General features: G+C 73.7%; 15 protein-coding genes and 1 riboswitch. Of the genes, 8 read left to right on the forward strand and 7 right to left on the reverse strand.

Features of this window, described 5'->3' with window-relative positions; translation table 11 throughout:
* Positions 1–88: 88 nt before the first annotated feature.
* Complete coding sequence (locus tag ACFYZA_RS26000) at positions 89–766, forward strand: hypothetical protein (protein WP_388493015.1); 678 nt, start codon at positions 89–91, stop codon at positions 764–766.
* A 55-nt stretch (positions 767–821) separates the two neighbouring features.
* Here the strand turns inward: ACFYZA_RS26000 and ACFYZA_RS26005 are convergent, their stop codons facing one another.
* The 4 genes from ACFYZA_RS26005 to ACFYZA_RS26020 form a co-directional block, all read right to left on the reverse strand.
* The gene (locus ACFYZA_RS26005) at positions 822–1,622 is read right to left on the reverse strand and encodes an enoyl-CoA hydratase/isomerase family protein (RefSeq protein WP_382592922.1); all 801 of its coding nucleotides are present in this window, start codon (positions 1,620–1,622) and stop codon (positions 822–824) included.
* A gap of 148 nt (positions 1,623–1,770) precedes the next feature.
* Positions 1,771–1,992: a helix-turn-helix domain-containing protein gene (locus tag ACFYZA_RS26010; RefSeq protein WP_006123601.1), complete on the reverse strand. Its 222-nt coding sequence runs from the start codon at positions 1,990–1,992 to the stop codon at positions 1,771–1,773.
* Between the two features lie 386 nt (positions 1,993–2,378).
* Positions 2,379–3,977 carry an ABC-F family ATP-binding cassette domain-containing protein gene (locus tag ACFYZA_RS26015; RefSeq protein WP_388493017.1) on the reverse strand — a complete coding sequence of 533 codons (1,599 nt, stop codon included), beginning with the start codon at positions 3,975–3,977 and terminating at the stop codon, positions 2,379–2,381.
* A gap of 95 nt (positions 3,978–4,072) precedes the next feature.
* Positions 4,073–4,771: a hypothetical protein gene (locus ACFYZA_RS26020; protein WP_382592916.1), complete on the reverse strand. Its 699-nt coding sequence runs from the start codon at positions 4,769–4,771 to the stop codon at positions 4,073–4,075.
* A gap of 145 nt (positions 4,772–4,916) precedes the next feature.
* Between ACFYZA_RS26020 and ACFYZA_RS26025 the strand changes: the two genes are divergently transcribed.
* Positions 4,917–5,813 (forward strand): neutral zinc metallopeptidase, encoded by an 897-nt coding sequence (locus ACFYZA_RS26025; protein ID WP_382592913.1) that lies wholly within the window; start codon positions 4,917–4,919, stop codon positions 5,811–5,813.
* Positions 5,814–5,843: 30 nt separating this feature from the next.
* Positions 5,844–6,233: a VOC family protein gene (locus ACFYZA_RS26030; protein WP_388493018.1), complete on the forward strand. Its 390-nt coding sequence runs from the start codon at positions 5,844–5,846 to the stop codon at positions 6,231–6,233.
* Positions 6,234–6,388: 155 nt separating this feature from the next.
* Here ACFYZA_RS26030 and ACFYZA_RS26035 read toward each other — a convergent pair whose 3' ends face one another.
* The 3 genes from ACFYZA_RS26035 to ACFYZA_RS26045 all read right to left on the reverse strand — a co-directional run bounded on the left by ACFYZA_RS26035 (position 6,389) and on the right by ACFYZA_RS26045 (position 9,960).
* On the reverse strand, positions 6,389–7,732 hold the full coding sequence (locus ACFYZA_RS26035) for a hypothetical protein (RefSeq protein WP_388493019.1): 1,344 nt from the start codon (positions 7,730–7,732) through the stop codon (positions 6,389–6,391).
* A 356-nt stretch (positions 7,733–8,088) separates the two neighbouring features.
* Complete coding sequence (locus tag ACFYZA_RS26040) at positions 8,089–9,219, reverse strand: alpha/beta hydrolase (protein ID WP_382592904.1); 1,131 nt, start codon at positions 9,217–9,219, stop codon at positions 8,089–8,091.
* A gap of 87 nt (positions 9,220–9,306) precedes the next feature.
* Positions 9,307–9,960: a class II aldolase/adducin family protein gene (locus tag ACFYZA_RS26045; protein ID WP_382592901.1), complete on the reverse strand. Its 654-nt coding sequence runs from the start codon at positions 9,958–9,960 to the stop codon at positions 9,307–9,309.
* Between the two features lie 105 nt (positions 9,961–10,065).
* Between ACFYZA_RS26045 and ACFYZA_RS26050 the strand changes: the two genes are divergently transcribed.
* The 5 genes from ACFYZA_RS26050 (at position 10,066) to ACFYZA_RS26070 (ending at position 15,360) form a co-directional block, all read left to right on the forward strand.
* Positions 10,066–10,863 (forward strand): GH25 family lysozyme, encoded by a 798-nt coding sequence (locus ACFYZA_RS26050; protein ID WP_388493021.1) that lies wholly within the window; start codon positions 10,066–10,068, stop codon positions 10,861–10,863.
* Positions 10,864–10,993: 130 nt separating this feature from the next.
* Entirely contained in the window at positions 10,994–12,262 is a 1,269-nt protein-coding gene (locus ACFYZA_RS26055) for an anion permease (RefSeq protein ID WP_382592895.1), read from the forward strand.
* Between the two features lie 32 nt (positions 12,263–12,294).
* Positions 12,295–12,519 carry a hypothetical protein gene (locus ACFYZA_RS26060; protein ID WP_100574363.1) on the forward strand — a complete coding sequence of 75 codons (225 nt, stop codon included), beginning with the start codon at positions 12,295–12,297 and terminating at the stop codon, positions 12,517–12,519.
* A 121-nt stretch (positions 12,520–12,640) separates the two neighbouring features.
* A riboswitch (cobalamin riboswitch) is annotated at positions 12,641–12,783 on the forward strand.
* A 94-nt stretch (positions 12,784–12,877) separates the two neighbouring features.
* Positions 12,878–13,834 (forward strand): cobalamin biosynthesis protein, encoded by a 957-nt coding sequence (locus tag ACFYZA_RS26065; protein ID WP_388493023.1) that lies wholly within the window; start codon positions 12,878–12,880, stop codon positions 13,832–13,834.
* Positions 13,816–15,360, forward strand: coding sequence for a cobyric acid synthase (locus tag ACFYZA_RS26070; RefSeq protein WP_388493025.1), 1,545 nt, complete (start codon positions 13,816–13,818; stop codon positions 15,358–15,360). Before ACFYZA_RS26065 ends, ACFYZA_RS26070 begins: the two co-directional genes overlap by 19 nt.
* Positions 15,361–15,383 lie beyond the last annotated feature (23 nt).

Consider the following 15,383-nt stretch of genomic DNA (forward strand, 5'->3'; position numbering starts at 1 on the left):
GACCGTTCGTCCCTTCGCCCTTGGACTCCAGTGCCCACATTAAGTGCGCTTGCCCCGACTCGCGCCCGGGATGCGGCAGGCTGGGGGCATGACGGGTGACGCATGGAGTGCCGCGGTACGCCGACGGCTGGGGCTGGGTCGACTGCTCGCTCTGGGCGGTCCCGAAGACGGAGCGTGGATCACCGAACGGGCCGCGGTCGCGGTCCTCGGGGCCGCGGCGGCCACCCTGCCGGGCCTCGCGGCGACGTCTCTCAGGATCGGCCCCGCGGACCCGGACGCCTGGGCGGAGCCGCTGGTTCCGCCCCCGCCGAGCGCCTTGGCGCCGGTCCCCCTGCGGGTGTCCGCCAGGCTCGCGGCGCTCGGCGGGCTGCCGCTGCCGGAGCTGACGGCGGCCCTGCGGGAGGTGCTGTTCACGACGGCGGACGAACGGCTCGGCCTGGACGTCTCGGACGTCGACCTCCAGGTGGCGGACCTGCTCGACGCCCTTCCGGATCCCCCGTCCGGCGGTCCCCCGGTCGGCCCAGCCGAGCCGCCCGCGACGGCGGCCGCGGCAGCCGCGCTCGCCACGCCGGGCGTGCGCCATCTGGCGTCGGAGCTGGGCGCGCCGGTGCACGAGGCGGACGGCCACGTCCGCCTGGAGCTGGCCACGGCGGGCCACCCCCTGGAGGTGGCCCGCGCGGTGCGCGCGGCGGTGGCCCGGGCGGTGCCGGAGGCGGACTCGGTGGGAGTGCTCGTCACGTGGGCGGGCCCCGCAGGCCCCTCCTAGGACCGCCCGACGGGCCCTCTCCGCGAAGCGGGGGCGGTACGGGCCCGGGCGGGGCTCAGTCGGAAAGGCCGGCCAGGTCGCGCAGGCGTCGGGCCTGCGCGGCGCGCTCGGCGCGCCGCTGGTCCTCGTAGTCCCGCCCGGCCGCACCCCGCAGCAGGGCCTTCGTCTCGACCACGGCGTCGCGCGGCGCGGCAAGGAGCGCACCCGCCAAGTCCCTTACCGCGGAGTCGAGTTCTTCGGCGGGCACGGCAAGGTTGGCCAGGCCGACGCGCTCGGCCTCGTCGGCTCCCACGAACCGTCCGGTCGCGCAGATCTCGAGCGCGCGGGCGTATCCGACGAGCCCGACCAACGGGTGCGTACCCGTGAGGTCGGGGACGAGTCCGAGGCTGGTCTCGCGCATGGCGAACTGCACGTCCTGCGCGACGACCCGGAGGTCGCAGGCGAGGGCGAGCTGGAAGCCGGCACCGATCGCGTGGCCCTGGACCGCCGCGATCGACACGATGTCGTTGCGGCGCCACCAGGTGAACGCCTCCTGGTACTCGGCGATGACCGCGTCGAGCTCCTCGTCGGAGCCGCGCGCGAGGTCGAGGAAGGAGGGCTCGCCGTCGAAGCCTTCGGGAGTGAAGGCCTGGCGGTCGAGGCCGGCGGAGAAGGACTTGCCCTCGCCGCGCAGCACAACGACGCGAACGCTGCCCGGGATTGACCGTCCGGCCGCCGCCAACGCCCGCCACAGAGCGGGAGACTGGGCGTTGCGCTTGGCCGGATTGGTCAGGGTCACCGTGGCGACCGCGTCGTCGACGGAGAGCCGTACGCCGTCCTTGTCGAATACCTCATGTACGGATACGGGCGTAGCCATGGGGCGCCTCCGGGTCAGTGGCCGTCATCGTGCGATCGCCGCGGCGATCGCTAAGTGACTGCACAGTAACCACCCGGTCGACCGCACGGCCGACCGGGTGGCCACCACCGGACCCGGGGGGCCACAGGAACTGTCCGGAACGTCTCGGTCAGGCCGAGGCGGCCTTCTTGCCCCGTGTCGCTCCGCCGCGTCCACGGAGAGTGACCCCGGACTCGCTGAGCATCCGGTGTACGAATCCGTAGGACCGGCCGGTTTCCTCGGCCAGCGCCCGGATGCTCGCACCGGAGTCGTACTTCTTCTTCAGGTCTGCCGCGAGCTTGTCGCGCGCGGCGCCGGTAACCCGGCTGCCCTTCTTCAGAGTCTCGGCCACCCGTGCCTCCTCATGGGAAGTGCGCTCTGGACTTCTCATGATCACCCCTCCCGGGCTTCCTGGCCACCCATTCGGCAAGGTCCGTACAACAAGCTTGGGGTCGCCGGCCGCGCGCGGGCGGGGCGGAATATCTCATTCCGGCTGGGCGCGGACATATCCCGACCCGAAAGTCGAGACGAAGCGCCAGGTCAGCGCTGTGTTCCGGGTCACACATGGAAAAAGGCCCGCCCCGAAGGGGACGGACCTTGATCCCGCGCCCGACACACCGGGGTACGAGACGCACTCACTCAGATTGAGGATCACGCGTAAGCCGAATGATCCATAGGCAGTGGATCAGCGGATGGATCATGCACCGTCCGCACCCCGGCGCCCGCTCGCGCGGCCGGTCAGGCGAGGGCGACCAGGTCCGCGTAGTCCGGGCCCCACAGGTCCTCGACGCCGTCCGGCAGCAGGATGATCCGCTCCGGCTGGAGCGCCTCGACGGCGCCCTCGTCGTGGGTGACCAGGACGACCGCGCCCTTGTACGTACGCAGCGCGCCGAGGATCTCCTCGCGGCTCGCGGGGTCGAGGTTGTTGGTGGGCTCGTCGAGCAGCAGCACGTTGGCGGAGGAGACGACGAGCGTGGCGAGCGCGAGACGCGTCTTCTCGCCGCCGGACAGGACCCCGGCGGGCTTGTCGACGTCGTCGCCGGAGAAGAGGAACGAGCCGAGCGTCTTGCGCACCTCGACGAGGTCGAGGTCGGGCGCGGAGGAGCGCATGTTCTCCAGGACGGTGCGCTCCGGGTCGAGCGTCTCGTGCTCCTGCGCGTAGTAGCCCATCTTCAGACCGTGCCCCGGGGTGACCTCGCCGGTGTCCGGCTTCTCGGCCCCGGCGAGCAGCCGGAGCAGGGTCGTCTTGCCGGCGCCGTTGAGGCCGAGGATGACGACGCGCGAGCCCTTGTCGATGGCCAGGTCGACATCGGTGAAGATCTCGAGGGAGCCGTACGACTTCGACAGGCCCTCGGCGGTCAGCGGCGTCTTGCCGCAGGGCGCGGGGTCGGGGAAGCGCAGCTTGGCGACCTTGTCGGAGACGCGGACCGCCTCCAGGCCGGAGAGCAGGCGCTCGGCGCGCTTGGCCATGTTCTGCGCGGCGACGGTCTTGGTGGCCTTCGCGCGCATCTTGTCGGCCTGCGAGTTGAGGGCCGCGGCCTTCTTCTCGGCGTTCTGGCGCTCGCGCTTGCGGCGCTTCTCGTCCGCCTCGCGCTGCTGCTGGTAGAGCTTCCAGCCCATGTTGTAGACGTCGATCTGGGAGCGGTTGGCGTCCAGGTAGAAGACCTTGTTGACGACCGTCTCGACGAGGTCGACGTCGTGGGAGATCACGATGAAGCCGCCGCGGTACGTCTTGAGGTAGTCCCGCAGCCACACGATGGAGTCGGCGTCGAGGTGGTTGGTCGGCTCGTCGAGGAGCAGCGTGTCGGCGTCCGAGAAGAGGATGCGGGCGAGCTCGATGCGGCGGCGCTGACCGCCGGAGAGGGTGTGCAGCGGCTGGCCGAGCACCCGGTCGGGCAGGCCGAGGGCGGCGGCGATGGTGGCGGCCTCGGCCTCGGCGGCGTATCCGCCCTTGGTGAGGAACTCGGTCTCCAGGCGCTCGTACTTCTTCATCGCCTTCTCGCGCGTGGCGCCCTTGCCGTTCGCCATGCGCTCCTCGTTCTCACGCATCTTGCGCAGCACGTCGTCGAGGCCGCGGGCGGACAGGACACGGTCGCGGGCGAGCACGTCGAGGTCGCCGGTGCGCGGGTCCTGCGGCAGATAGCCGACCTCGCCCGAGCGCGTGATGGTGCCGGCGGCCGGGATGCCCTCGCCGGCCAGGCACTTCGTGAGGGTGGTCTTGCCCGCTCCGTTGCGGCCGACGAGGCCGATGCGGTCGCCCTTGGCGACGCGGAAGGATGCGGACTCGATGAGGACTCGGGCGCCGACGCGCAGCTCGATGCCGGTGGCGGTGATCACGGAAAGACTCCAGGGCGGTGTGGACGGCGGACGGGACGGGGGTCGCGGAGGTCGACGCCGCCTAATGCACAAGGAGAATTGCCATGGGGTCAATTCTAACTGGGTCGCGCAACCCGGTTTCCGCCGCGGTCCGGGCGCCCCTCACCTGGGAGGTCGTTGCCCAGCGGGGTGCGCCCAGGAGTGATCTTGCCGAGGCCGTCGACCGCCACCAGTTCCCGGCTCCAGGAGTCCCGGCCCCGGCAGGGCTGCGCGAGCAGCAGCACCCCGTCGGGACGCGCGGTACGCGCGGGGTCGAAGGCGCAGCCCTCGCGCGCGGGCAGCAGCCAGCGCAGGTCGCCGTCGACCGCGCGGAAGGCGCTGACGCGCTCGGGGGTGACGACGGCGAGCATGCGGCCGCCCGCGTCGAGCGGCTGGAGCACTCCGGCGGCACGGTCGGGCCGCCCGGCGAGCCAGGCGCCGAGACCGGGCACCGCCCGGTGCCAGCGCACCCGGCGCGGCCCGGTGTCGGTGACCATGCCGTCCGCCCAGAGGGCGAAGGCGTGGCCGGCTGTGCGGTACAGGGCGAGCGGCCGGCTGCCGCGCCTGCCGTACGTCCACCGCCGGGCGCCCGTGTCGCGGTCGTACGCCTCGACGGCCGCGCCCCGGATGCGTACCGAGGCCGGGGCGGAGGGGGGCGCGGCGAAGCGGTCGAAGCGGTCGCCGTACGGGGTCCGGTCGGCGTGCTGGGCCGCGGTGACCAGCGGGAGGGCGAGTACGGCGGCGACTGCGGTCAGCGCGAGACGGGTCCGGTCCATGACGCGCCGAGCGTATCGGCCGACGTAACAAAACGGGCGTAGCGCAATGAACCGATTGATACTCGGGGTGACTTTCCCGATACTCGGGGTCACCTTGGGCGGGCCGCGCCGTGTCGGCCCGGGCGGAACAGAGGGTGGTGGGGCCATGCAGTTCGACGACGACGCCGATCTGGACACGTCCGAGGTCAAGGACGTGCGCAGCAGCCGGATCCCGGGCGGGCGGGCCACCGTCGGAGGCGGCATCGTCGGCGTCATCGCGCTGCTCCTCGGCCTGTTCTTCGGGGTCGGCCCCGAGCAGCTGGGGCTCTCCTCGGGTGACACCGCGCCGGGCGCGACCTCGTCGTCGCAGGCGCAGGTGAACCAGAGCTGCCGCACCGGCTCGGACGCCAACACCAAGGAGGACTGCCGGATCGTCGCGGTGGTCAACAGCGTGCAGGACTACTGGAGCCAGGAGTTCCCGCGGCGCGGCGGCCGGTACTCCCCCGCCTCGACGGTCTTCTTCACCAACCGGGTCAACACCGCCTGCGGGGCGGCCACTTCGGCGGTCGGGCCCTTCTACTGCCCGGGCGACCGGCAGGTCTATCTGGACCTGGGCTTCTTCAACGAACTGCGCACCAAGTTCGGTTCGAGCGGCGGCCCCTTCGCGCAGGCCTATGTGGTGGCGCACGAGTACGGCCACCACATCCAGAACCTGATGGGCACCCTGCAGAAGTCGCAGGACGGGCGGCAGGGCGCCGGCAGCAACGCGGTGAAGGTGGAGCTGCAGGCCGACTGCTACGCCGGGGTGTGGGCGCACCACGCCACGACGACCCCGGACAAGGCGACCGGCCGGCCGCTGATCTCGAAGCTGACGGACCAGGACATCAAGGACGGCCTCGACGCGGCGGCCGCGGTCGGCGACGACCGGATCCAGGAGAAGTTCCAGGGCCGGGTCACCCCGGAGACCTGGACGCACGGCTCGGCGCAGCAGCGCCAGCAGTGGTTCTACACCGGCTACCAGACGGGCGACATGGCCCGCTGCAACACCTTCGCGTCCCGCTGAATCCGGCTCGGCCCGGAAGGAGTGACCGGCATGAGCATGTATCCGACGGTCCTGTACGACGACGCGAAGGCGGCGATCCGCCGGCTCAAGAACGCCTTCGGCTTCACCGAGGTGTGCGTGTACGAGGACGAGCACGGCAGCGTGACGCACGCCGAGCTGTCCTACGGGACGGGTCTGGTGATGGTCGGCTCCAGGGGCCGCGAGGGCGTCTTCGCCGAGGCCATGGCGGACAGCGGCCCGGTGGGGGTCTACGTGGTGGTCGGCGACGTGGACGCGCACCACGCCCGCGCCGCCGAGCAGGGCATGGAGATCCTCATGGAGCCGGCGGACCAGGACTACGGCTCGCGGAACTACACGGCGCGGGACGCGGAGGGCAATGTGTGGAGCTTCGGCACGTACGCGCCGGGCGGCGGGGAGTGAAGGGCCCCGGGCCAAGGGCCCGGGGCCCCGGACCCTTGGGCGGGGCGCCGGATCTCGGGGCGCACCCCTGGCCCCAACAGGCCGTCGGAGAAGGCGGGTTGAAGGCGTAGGACGTCCCGCCCCCGGGGTGGGCGGGGTGGTCGCTACGCGCGTCGCTACACGGAGCCGGTGTGGACCTGGAAGGCGGCGCGGCGGACCGCCTTGGCCAGGGCGGGGTCGGGGTGGGCGGCGGCGAGGGCCACCAGGACCTGGACCGTGCGCGGATGTCCGACGGCCCGCACCTCGTCGAGCAGCGCCGGGACCGTGCCCTGCACCGCCGAGTCGAGGTGGCGCACCAGGAGCTCGCTCTCGCCGTGGTCGGCCACGGCGGCGGCCGTGTCGACCCACAGCCAGGTGGACTCCTCCCGGGTGAGCACCCCGAGCACGTCCTCGGGGTCGCCGCCGTCGTACTCGGCGAGCCAGAGCAGGGCGTAGGGGCGGAGGCACGTTTCCGTCACGGCGGCGCGCACCCCGGCCTCGGCGGGCGATCCCACGACCCGCAGCGCCTCGAAGGCGAGCCCGCGCAGCAGCGCGTCGTCGCCCCGGGCCACGTCGAGGAGCTCGGTGACGGCGCTGCCGACGGTCCGCGCGGCGGTCCACGCGCGGTACTCGGCGCGGGCCGGCCCGGGGGTGAGTCCCGCGCAGCCGCGCAGCATGTCCTCGGCGGGCTGCTCGATGTTGCCGGCCGGGCTCTGGGCGGCGACGCAGATCTGCTCCAGCTTGACCCACACCGCCCAGTTGCCGAGCGGGGTCAAGGTGGCCTGGTCCTCGCCGAGGACGAGCGCGCCGACGGCGGCGAGGCCTGCCAGGGCCCAGCCGAGGAGGTGGGGAAGCAGGGGCGGCATCGAGACGGGGTCGGGCTGAGGCCCGTAGGGGACCTCGCAGCGCTCCTCGCGCAGCTCGGCGACCCGCTGTTCCAGCAGGTCGAGCAGGGCCGGTACGAGGACCGGCCCGTTGGAGAGCTGGAGGAGGGAGAGCACCTGGGGAACGGCCTCGACGACCTCGGCGACGGCGGTGGGGGCGATGTCGTCGGGCGCGGGATGGACGAGGGACCACGCGTCGAACAGGGCGACCCAGCCGCGCAGGACGGCCGCGTCGTCACGGTCCCAGGCGCGCAGCCGCCAGCCCGGCCGCACGGTGGCGCCGTGCAGTTCGACGAGCCCCGCGAGCCGGGCCCGGTCCCAGCCGGCCCGCACCTGAGCGGGCGTCAGGCCCAGGGCGGCGGCCGCCCGCTCGGTGTCCGGCGCGGGCAGCGGTCCCGGGCGGCCGGGGCCGGGGGCGGCGCCACGGGCGCGCTCGGCGTCGGTCCAGCGGGCGACGCGTACGGCGTCGGCGAGCACCGCCCTGGCCTGGCGGGCCAGTTCGGCCGCGGCCGGGGTGCCCGCGGGCGGGCGCGGGGCCGGCCGGGTGCGCCGGTCGGTCGCGGCCCTGCGGGCGGCGGCAAGAGGTCGGGCTTGCATCGGGTGCGGAGCGCGGACAAGCCGCAGTCTGGAGTCGCGCGGCAACTTCTCTTCAGGCTTCCGGGACGTCACGCATGCAGTCTTCCCGGTCACTGCCCGAAAGCCCAAACGGAACCGGCCGCCGAAGACACGCCAGGGACGCCGGGGGCGGCCGGGGATCGGGGGGTCGCCCCCTCGTGGGGCAGCGCTCGTTTCCCGCCGGAGCGGCCAACCGGAATCGGCCGCGGGCGGCCGGGGCGGTGTGGCCGGGACCGCTCGGTGGCCGGGAGTCGCCCCGTGGGATGAACACGGCCCGGTGACCGTCCGAAAGCGTAAGCGGAATCACGCCCGCCCCGGTCGCGGCGGCGACGGGGGCGTCACATGAGCGGGGTGAGGAACCGGCGCAGGGTTTCTTCGTAGCCGGCCGGGTCCGCGTTCCACATCGAGGCGTGCGGGGCGCCCTGGACCGGATGCAGGGTGATGAGTTCCGGCCGCCGGCCGGCCAGTTGTCGCGAGGGGCCCCAGGGGGCGACGGTGTCGTCGGGGCCGTGGAAGAGCAGTGTCGGGACGCGTAGGGCCCTGGGGTCGACGGCTTCCTGGAGGCGGTCGCCGTGGATGCCGGTGCGGCCCTGGGCCGCGCGGACCGCGAGCGGCAGCAGCGGGCCGGGGGTGCGGCGGGCCGAGGCGAGGGCCTTGAGGGTGAACTCCCAGTCCAGGACCGGCGAGTCGAGGACGATGCCGGCGATGCGCTCGCGCAGCGCGGAGCGGGTGGCGGCGTGCAGGGCCATCGTGGCGCCGGTGGACCAGCCGTGCAGGATGACGCGCTGGGCCCCGGCGCGCAGGGCGTAGCGGATCGCGGCGTCCAGGTCGCGCCACTCGGAGTCCCCGAGGTGGCCGAGCCCGTCCGGGGAGCGGGGCGCGCCCGCGTCGCCGCGGTAGGCGGGGACGAGGACCGGCAGGTGCTGGCGGCGCAGGAACTCCACGATGTTGAGCGGGTGTTCGCGGGTGGTGCCGAGCCCGTGCACGGCGATCACCCAGGTGGCGCGCTCGCCCGGCGTCAACCAGGCGGGCAGCGGGCCGAGTTCGGCCGGGATCTCGACGTCCCGGTGCTCGATGCCGAGCGCGGTGTTGGGGGTGCCCCGGTGCGTCTGCGGGGTGAGCCGCAGACGGTCCCCCGCCGCGAGGGTGCCGTGGGTGACCCGTTCCAGGCGGCGCACCACGGTGTCCGCGCTGTGCGGGGCGCCGTCGAGCACGGGGCCGACGACGGCGTGGGTGCCGTCGTCGCCCGCGAGTCCGTAGGTGCCCGGACGCAGCGCGGCGAGCGAGCGGGTCAGGGTGATCCGGCCGGGCGCCAGGGCGTGCACGGTCAGCGGCGGGTCGGTGGGCAGCGGACGGCCCGGCGCCGCCTTGAGCGCGGCGTCGCTGGCGAAGCGTCCGGCGACGACCGCTGCCGCCCCGACGCCGAGGAGTGTGGTGACGGCCGCTGCCGTCTTCGTAGCGGGGCGCACGCGTTCAGTCTCGGGGCGGGGCGGCGGGGATGCCAGTGGGCGTGGCCCATCGGTGCGGCGGCCGTGGCGCGTGCGGGGCCGCCGGGCCTACGGCTGTCCGTAGCCGCGCAGCTTCTCGCCCACCTCGTCGAGCTGGCCGGGGGTGAGCAGGGAGGGGGTACGGCCGGGCAGGGCGGCGGCGGTGAGCCACAGGCGGCACATCCACTCCAGCTGGGCGGTGCGGTCGTAGGCCTGGGCGAGGGAGGCGCCGTAGGTGACCGTTCCGTGGTTCCGCAGCAGACAGCCGCTGCGGCCCTCCAGGGCGCGCAGCATGTTCGCGGCCAGCTCCTCGCTGCCGTACAGGGCGTACGGGGCGACCCGGACCGGGCCGCCGAGCGCGGCCGCCATGTAGTGGACCAGGGGAAGTTCGGCGACCAGCGTGGAGACGGCCGTGGCGTGCACGGCGTGGGTGTGGACGACGGCCCGGGCGTCGGTGCCCCGGTACACGGCGAGGTGCATCGGGATCTCGCTGGTGGGCCGGAGGGTGCCGAGGACCTGACGGCCTTCGAGGTCGACGGCGACCGTGTCGGCGGGGCCGAGCCGGTCGTAGGGCACACCGGTCGGGGTGACCAGGATCAGTTCGCCGACGCGCACCGACACGTTGCCCGAGGTGCCGACGACCAGTCCCTCGGCGGCGGTTCGCCTCGCGGTGTCGATCAGTTCGGCCCAAGCCGCGGCCGTCGCCGCCTCGTCGTCGCTCATGCGGGCGATCCTGCCAGGCGGGAGCGCCCCGGCGGCGGACCGGGCGGTGATCTTGGACTAGCCTCTGGGTGCTTTGTTCCGTACACCGGGTTTTCGGGGGAATGCATGACTAGCGGCCGTAATCCACTGCTTCGTCGGGTCCGGTCGCGGGTCGCACTCGCGGGATCCCTGGCCGCGCTCGTTCTCGGCTGCGCCGCGCTCGCGGCCCCGCCCGGGGCCGCCGCCGAGACCAGGCCCGCGGGCCACGACGTCTCCTCGCACCAGGGCAGCGTCGACTGGGCGGCGGCCAGGAGCCGGGGCGCCTCCTTCGTCTACGTGAAGGCGACCGAGGCGACGACGTACCGCAATCCCTACTTCGGCCAGCAGTACGACGGCGCCCGGAGGGCGGGTCTGGTCCGGGGCGCCTACCACTTCGCGGTTCCCGGCCAGTCCTCGGGCCGGGCGCAGGCCGACTACTTCGTGCGCAACGGCGGCGGCTGGACCGGCGACGGCTGGACGCTGCCGCCCGCGGTGGACCTGGAGCACAACCCGTACGGCAAGGACACCAAGGACGCCAAGGACACCAAGAGCCGCAGTTCCGCCAAGTGCTACGGCCTGAGCCCGGCCGCGATGACCCAGTGGATCGCCGGGTTCAGCGACGAGGTGCGGCTGCGCACCGGGCGCCGGCCGGTGATCTACACGACCGCCGCCTGGTGGAACGACTGCACCGGGCGCAGCCGCGCCTTCGGGCCGACCCACGCACTGTGGCTGGCCAGGTACGCCACCACGCCGGGCGCGCTGCCCGCGGGCTGGTCGTACTGGACGCTCTGGCAGTACGCGAACGGCGGCGGGAGCCTGCCGGGTGACCAGAATCTCTTCAATGGGAGTTTTGCGCAGTTGAAGCGGTTCGCGGCCGGGCGCTGAACGGGCCCCGCTCGCCGACGGGGAGCGAGAAACGGCCACGGTCACCGCTGCGCCCGCCCCAGTTCATCTTCCGTTCACTCAGGTTACTTACGTTCGTCCCGCCACTGACGTCGAACGATTGACTGGGTAAATGGAACACATCACGCTGCTGCTCGCGATTGTGATCGTGACAGCTCTCGTGTTCGATTTCACGAACGGTTTCCATGACACCGCCAACGCGATGGCCACCACCATCTCGACCGGCGCCCTGAAGCCCAAGACGGCGGTCGCCATGTCCGCCGCGCTCAACCTGGTCGGCGCGTTCCTGTCAGTGGAGGTCGCCAAGACGATCTCCGGCGGGATCATCGACGAAAAAGGCATCAGAACCGAGGTCATCTTCGCGGCCCTGGTCGGTGCCATCCTCTGGAACCTCCTGACCTGGCTGCTCGGACTGCCCTCCAGCTCCTCGCACGCCCTGTTCGGCGGCCTCATCGGTGCCGCGGTCATGTCGGCCGGCTGGGGCTCGGTCAACGGCTCCACCGTCGTCACCAAGGTGCTGCTCCCCGCCGTCGCCGCCCCGATCGTCGCGGGTGTCGCCGCGATGCTGGCCACCAAGCTCACGTACCGGATCAACCGGAACACCGACCCGAAGGCCACCGCCAAGGGCTACCGGGCCGGCCAGATCGCCTCGGCCGGTCTCGTCTCGCTCGCCCACGGCACCAACGACGCGCAGAAGACGATGGGCATCATCACCCTCGCCCTGGTCACCGGCGGAGTGCTGCACCCGGGCGCGAACCCCCCGCTGTGGGTCATCGTCTCGGCCGGTCTGGCCATCGCGATGGGCACCTACCTCGGCGGCTGGCGCATCATCCGCACCATGGGCAAGGGCCTGACCGAGCTGCGCCCGCCGCAGGGCTTCGCCGCCCAGACCGGTGCCGCCACCGTCATCCTGGCCTCCTCGCACATCGGCTTCTCGCTCTCCACCACCCAGGTCTGCTCCGGCTCCGTCATGGGCGCGGGCCTCGGCCGCAAGGGCGGAGTGGTCCGCTGGTCCACCGCGAGCCGCATGGCGGTCGCCTGGGTCCTGACGCTGCCGGCCGCCGGCCTGGTCGGCGCGGGCGCGGAGTTCCTCACCCAGCAGGGCACCTGGGGCATCGCCGCCGTCGCGGTCCTCCTGATCGCCGGCTCGGGCGTCATCTGGAAGCTGTCGCGCCGCCAGCCGGTCGACCACCACAACGTCACCGCCGACGAGGTCGTCGAGACTCCCGTGGCCGAGCCCGCCGGTGTCATCACCACCGCGATCGCCGCCGTCACCCCGCCCCCGACCGGCCTCGCCGCGGCGGCCGCCGACCTCAAGGCCACCATCCAGTCCCCGGCCCCGGTGGCCCCCGCCGATCCGCCCACCCCGGCGACGGTCTGACCCCGCTGCTCCGGCACAGCTAAGGAATCCTCATGCACATCGACTGGGCAGCTCTCGGCTCCGTCTTCGGCGTCAGCCTCGCGGTGACCGTCGGCCTGGTGGGCCTGTTCACCCTCGGCATCGTCGGCCTCACCAAGCGGGAGGCCGCGGCCTCCGGCACCGCGGGCAACGTGGCGATGGCCCGCACCGGCGCGTACGCCTGCTTCGCGCTCTGCGCGGCGGCCGTGGCGTACGGGATCTATCTGATCGTCGCCTGACCCGCGCGTCGCACCGCCCGACCCGCACGCACCACCCGAACCGCCCCGTGGCCCCCGCCGCGGGGCGGTTCGCCGTGACGCCGGGCACTCTCTCGCGCCGCAGGTCAACAGCAAGTTGACGGGTGTTCTCGCACCGTGGTGGACTGCACCGGCCAGCTACGGCGGCAGAAGAGGAAGCCGGTGCGAATCCGGCGCGGTCCCGCCACTGTCACCGGGGAGAGATCCCCGTGAAGCCAGGAACTCTCACCGCCGGTCACGTCGTACCAGGGCGCGGACACCCTGAGTGAGGACACACCGCCATGCGCGCCTGCCCGTCGAGACCTTCCGGCCCCCTCCGCGACGCCCCGGCGCGCTGAGCATGCGGGCCACTCGCACCTTCGCCTACGGCGCCGCGGCCGGGCTCATCGGCGACCTCCTGCTCGGCGACCCGCGCCGCGGCCATCCCGTCGCCGCGTTCGGCCGGGCGGCCGCCGCCGCCGAACGCGCACTGTGGCGCGACGACCGCGGCCGGGGCGCGCTGCACACCCTGGTGTGCGCGGGCGGCGCGGCGGGCGCCGCGGCCCTCGTCTCCCGTGCCGTACGCGGCCGCCCCCACGCATCCGTCGCGCTGACCGCCGCCGCCACCTGGACGGTGGTGGGCGGCACCTCGCTGGGCCGCGAGGCCCGCGCGATCGGCGGGGCGCTGGCAGCGGGCGACATCGAGGTGGCCCGGGAGCGCCTGCCGCACCTGTGCGGGCGCGACCCGCAGTCCCTGGACGCCGACGGCATCGCCCGCGCGGTCGTCGAGTCGGTCGCCGAGAACACCTCGGACGCGGTCGTCGGCGCCCTGGTGTGGGGCGCGCTCGCGGGCGTACCCGGACTCGTGGGCTTCCGGGCGGTCAACACCCTCGACGCGATGGTCGGGCACAAGTCGCCCAGGTACCGCCGCTACGGCTGGGCCTCGGCGCGCCTCGACGACGTGATGGGCTGGCCGGGCGCCCGCCTCACCGCCGTCCTCGCGGCCCTCGCGGGCCCCGACACCCGGGGCGCGGCACGGGCCTGGCGCGCGGACGCCGCCCGGCACCCGAGCCCCAACGCGGGCCCCGTGGAAGCCGCGTTCGCGGGGGCGCTCGGCGTACGGCTCGGCGGCACGCTCTCGTACGCGGGACGCGTCGAGCACCGGCCGGTCCTGAACGCGCCGGGGCGGGCCGTCGAAGTCGCGGACATCGAACGGGCGGTACGGCTCTCGCGCACGGTGGGCTGGCTGACGCTGGCCACCGCCGTGGTGGCGCGGGCCGCTGTGAGGAGGGGACGTACATGGGTGGCGGGCTGCTGATCGCGGGCACGACATCGGACGCCGGCAAGAGCGTCGTCACGGCCGGGATCTGCCGCTGGCTGGTGCGCCGGGGCGTCAAGGTCGCGCCCTTCAAGGGCCAGAACATGTCGCTGAACTCGTTCGTCACGCGCGAGGGCGCGGAGATCGGCCGGGCGCAGGCGATGCAGGCGCAGGCGGCCCGGGTGGAGCCGACCGCGCTCATGAACCCGGTGCTGCTCAAGCCCGGCAGCGACCGCTCCAGCCAGGTCGTCCTCATGGGCAGGCCGGTGGGCGAGCTGAGCGCCCGCGGGTTCTTCGGCACGTCCGGCGGGCCGTCCGCCGGGAACGCGCTGAGCGGAGGGCGCCGAGAGGCGCTCCTCGGCCCCGTCCTTGACTGCCTCGCGGAGCTCAGGAACACGTACGACGCCGTGATCTGCGAAGGCGCGGGCAGCCCGGCCGAGATCAATCTGCGGCGCACCGACATCGTCAACATGGGCATAGCGCGAGCCGCCCGGCTGCCCGTGGTGGTGGTCGGCGACATCGACCGGGGCGGCGTCTTCGCCTCGTTCTTCGGGACGACGGCGCTGCTGAGCCCCGAGGACCAGGCGCTGGTCGCGGGGTACGTCGTCAACAAGTTCCGGGGCGATGTGACGCTCCTGGAGCCCGGCATCGAGATGCTGCGCGGCCTCACCGGGCGGCACACCTACGGGATCCTGCCGTACGCCCACGGCCTGGGCATCGACGAGGAGGACGGGCTGCGCGTCTCGATGCGCGGGGCCGTGCGGGAGTCGGTGGTGACGCCTCCGGTCGGCGAGGACGTGCTGCGGGTCGCGGTCTGCGCGGTGCCGCTGATGTCCAACTTCACCGACGTGGACGCGCTCGCGGCCGAACCCGGCGTGGTCGTGCGGTTCGTGGACCGGCCCGAGGAGCTCACCGACGCCGACCTGGTGGTCGTGCCCGGCACGCGCGGCACGGTCCGCGCCCTGGAGTGGCTGCGCGAGCGGGGCCTGGCGGCCGAGCTCGCCCGCCGGGCCGCCGGGGGCCGCCCGGTCCTCGGCATCTGCGGCGGGTTCCAGCTGCTCGGTGAACACATCGAGGACGACGTCGAGTCGAAGGCGGGCACGGTGGCGGGCCTCGGGCTGCTGCCCGTACGGGTGCGGTTCGCCGCCGAGAAGACCCTGGCCCGGCCCGTCGGCGAGGCCCTCGGCGAGCGGGTCGAGGGGTACGAGATCCACCACGGGGTGGCCCAGGTCCTGGGCGGGGAGACCTTCCTGGACGGGTGCCGGGTGGGCTCGGTGTGGGGGACGCACTGGCACGGCTCCCTGGAGAGCGACGCGTTCCGGCGCCGGTTCCTCGAACGGGTCGCGCACGATGCGGGCCGCCGGTTCGTGCCCGCGCCCGACACCTCGTTCGGGGTGCTGCGCGAGGAGCAGCTCGACCGGCTCGGCGACCTGATCGAAGAACACGCGGACACCGACGCCCTGTTGCGCCTGATCGAGCAGGGTCCGCCCGCCGGGCTGCCCTTCATCCCGCCGGGGGCGCCATGACCAGGGCCGCCCCGCGACGCCCC

The sequence above is a fragment of the Streptomyces sp. NPDC001828 genome (assembly GCF_042892175.1).
Classification (GTDB): Bacteria; Actinomycetota; Actinomycetes; order Streptomycetales; family Streptomycetaceae; genus Streptomyces.

What these genes read in the sequence shown, in the direction of transcription:
- ACFYZA_RS26000 (WP_388493015.1), top strand. Translation starts at nt 89, where the DNA reads ATGACGGGTGACGCATGGAGTGCCGCGGTACGCCGACGGCTGGGGCTG.
- ACFYZA_RS26005 (WP_382592922.1), bottom strand. Translation starts at nt 1,622, where the DNA reads ATGGCTACGCCCGTATCCGTACATGAGGTATTCGACAAGGACGGCGTA.
- ACFYZA_RS26020 (WP_382592916.1), bottom strand. Translation starts at nt 4,771, where the DNA reads ATGGACCGGACCCGTCTCGCGCTGACCGCAGTCGCCGCCGTACTCGCC.
- ACFYZA_RS26025 (WP_382592913.1), top strand. Translation starts at nt 4,917, where the DNA reads ATGCAGTTCGACGACGACGCCGATCTGGACACGTCCGAGGTCAAGGAC.
- ACFYZA_RS26030 (WP_388493018.1), top strand. Translation starts at nt 5,844, where the DNA reads ATGAGCATGTATCCGACGGTCCTGTACGACGACGCGAAGGCGGCGATC.
- ACFYZA_RS26035 (WP_388493019.1), bottom strand. Translation starts at nt 7,732, where the DNA reads ATGCAAGCCCGACCTCTTGCCGCCGCCCGCAGGGCCGCGACCGACCGG.
- ACFYZA_RS26045 (WP_382592901.1), bottom strand. Translation starts at nt 9,960, where the DNA reads ATGAGCGACGACGAGGCGGCGACGGCCGCGGCTTGGGCCGAACTGATC.
- ACFYZA_RS26050 (WP_388493021.1), top strand. Translation starts at nt 10,066, where the DNA reads ATGACTAGCGGCCGTAATCCACTGCTTCGTCGGGTCCGGTCGCGGGTC.
- ACFYZA_RS26055 (WP_382592895.1), top strand. Translation starts at nt 10,994, where the DNA reads ATGGAACACATCACGCTGCTGCTCGCGATTGTGATCGTGACAGCTCTC.
- ACFYZA_RS26060 (WP_100574363.1), top strand. Translation starts at nt 12,295, where the DNA reads ATGCACATCGACTGGGCAGCTCTCGGCTCCGTCTTCGGCGTCAGCCTC.
- ACFYZA_RS26065 (WP_388493023.1), top strand. Translation starts at nt 12,878, where the DNA reads ATGCGGGCCACTCGCACCTTCGCCTACGGCGCCGCGGCCGGGCTCATC.
- ACFYZA_RS26070 (WP_388493025.1), top strand. Translation starts at nt 13,816, where the DNA reads ATGGGTGGCGGGCTGCTGATCGCGGGCACGACATCGGACGCCGGCAAG.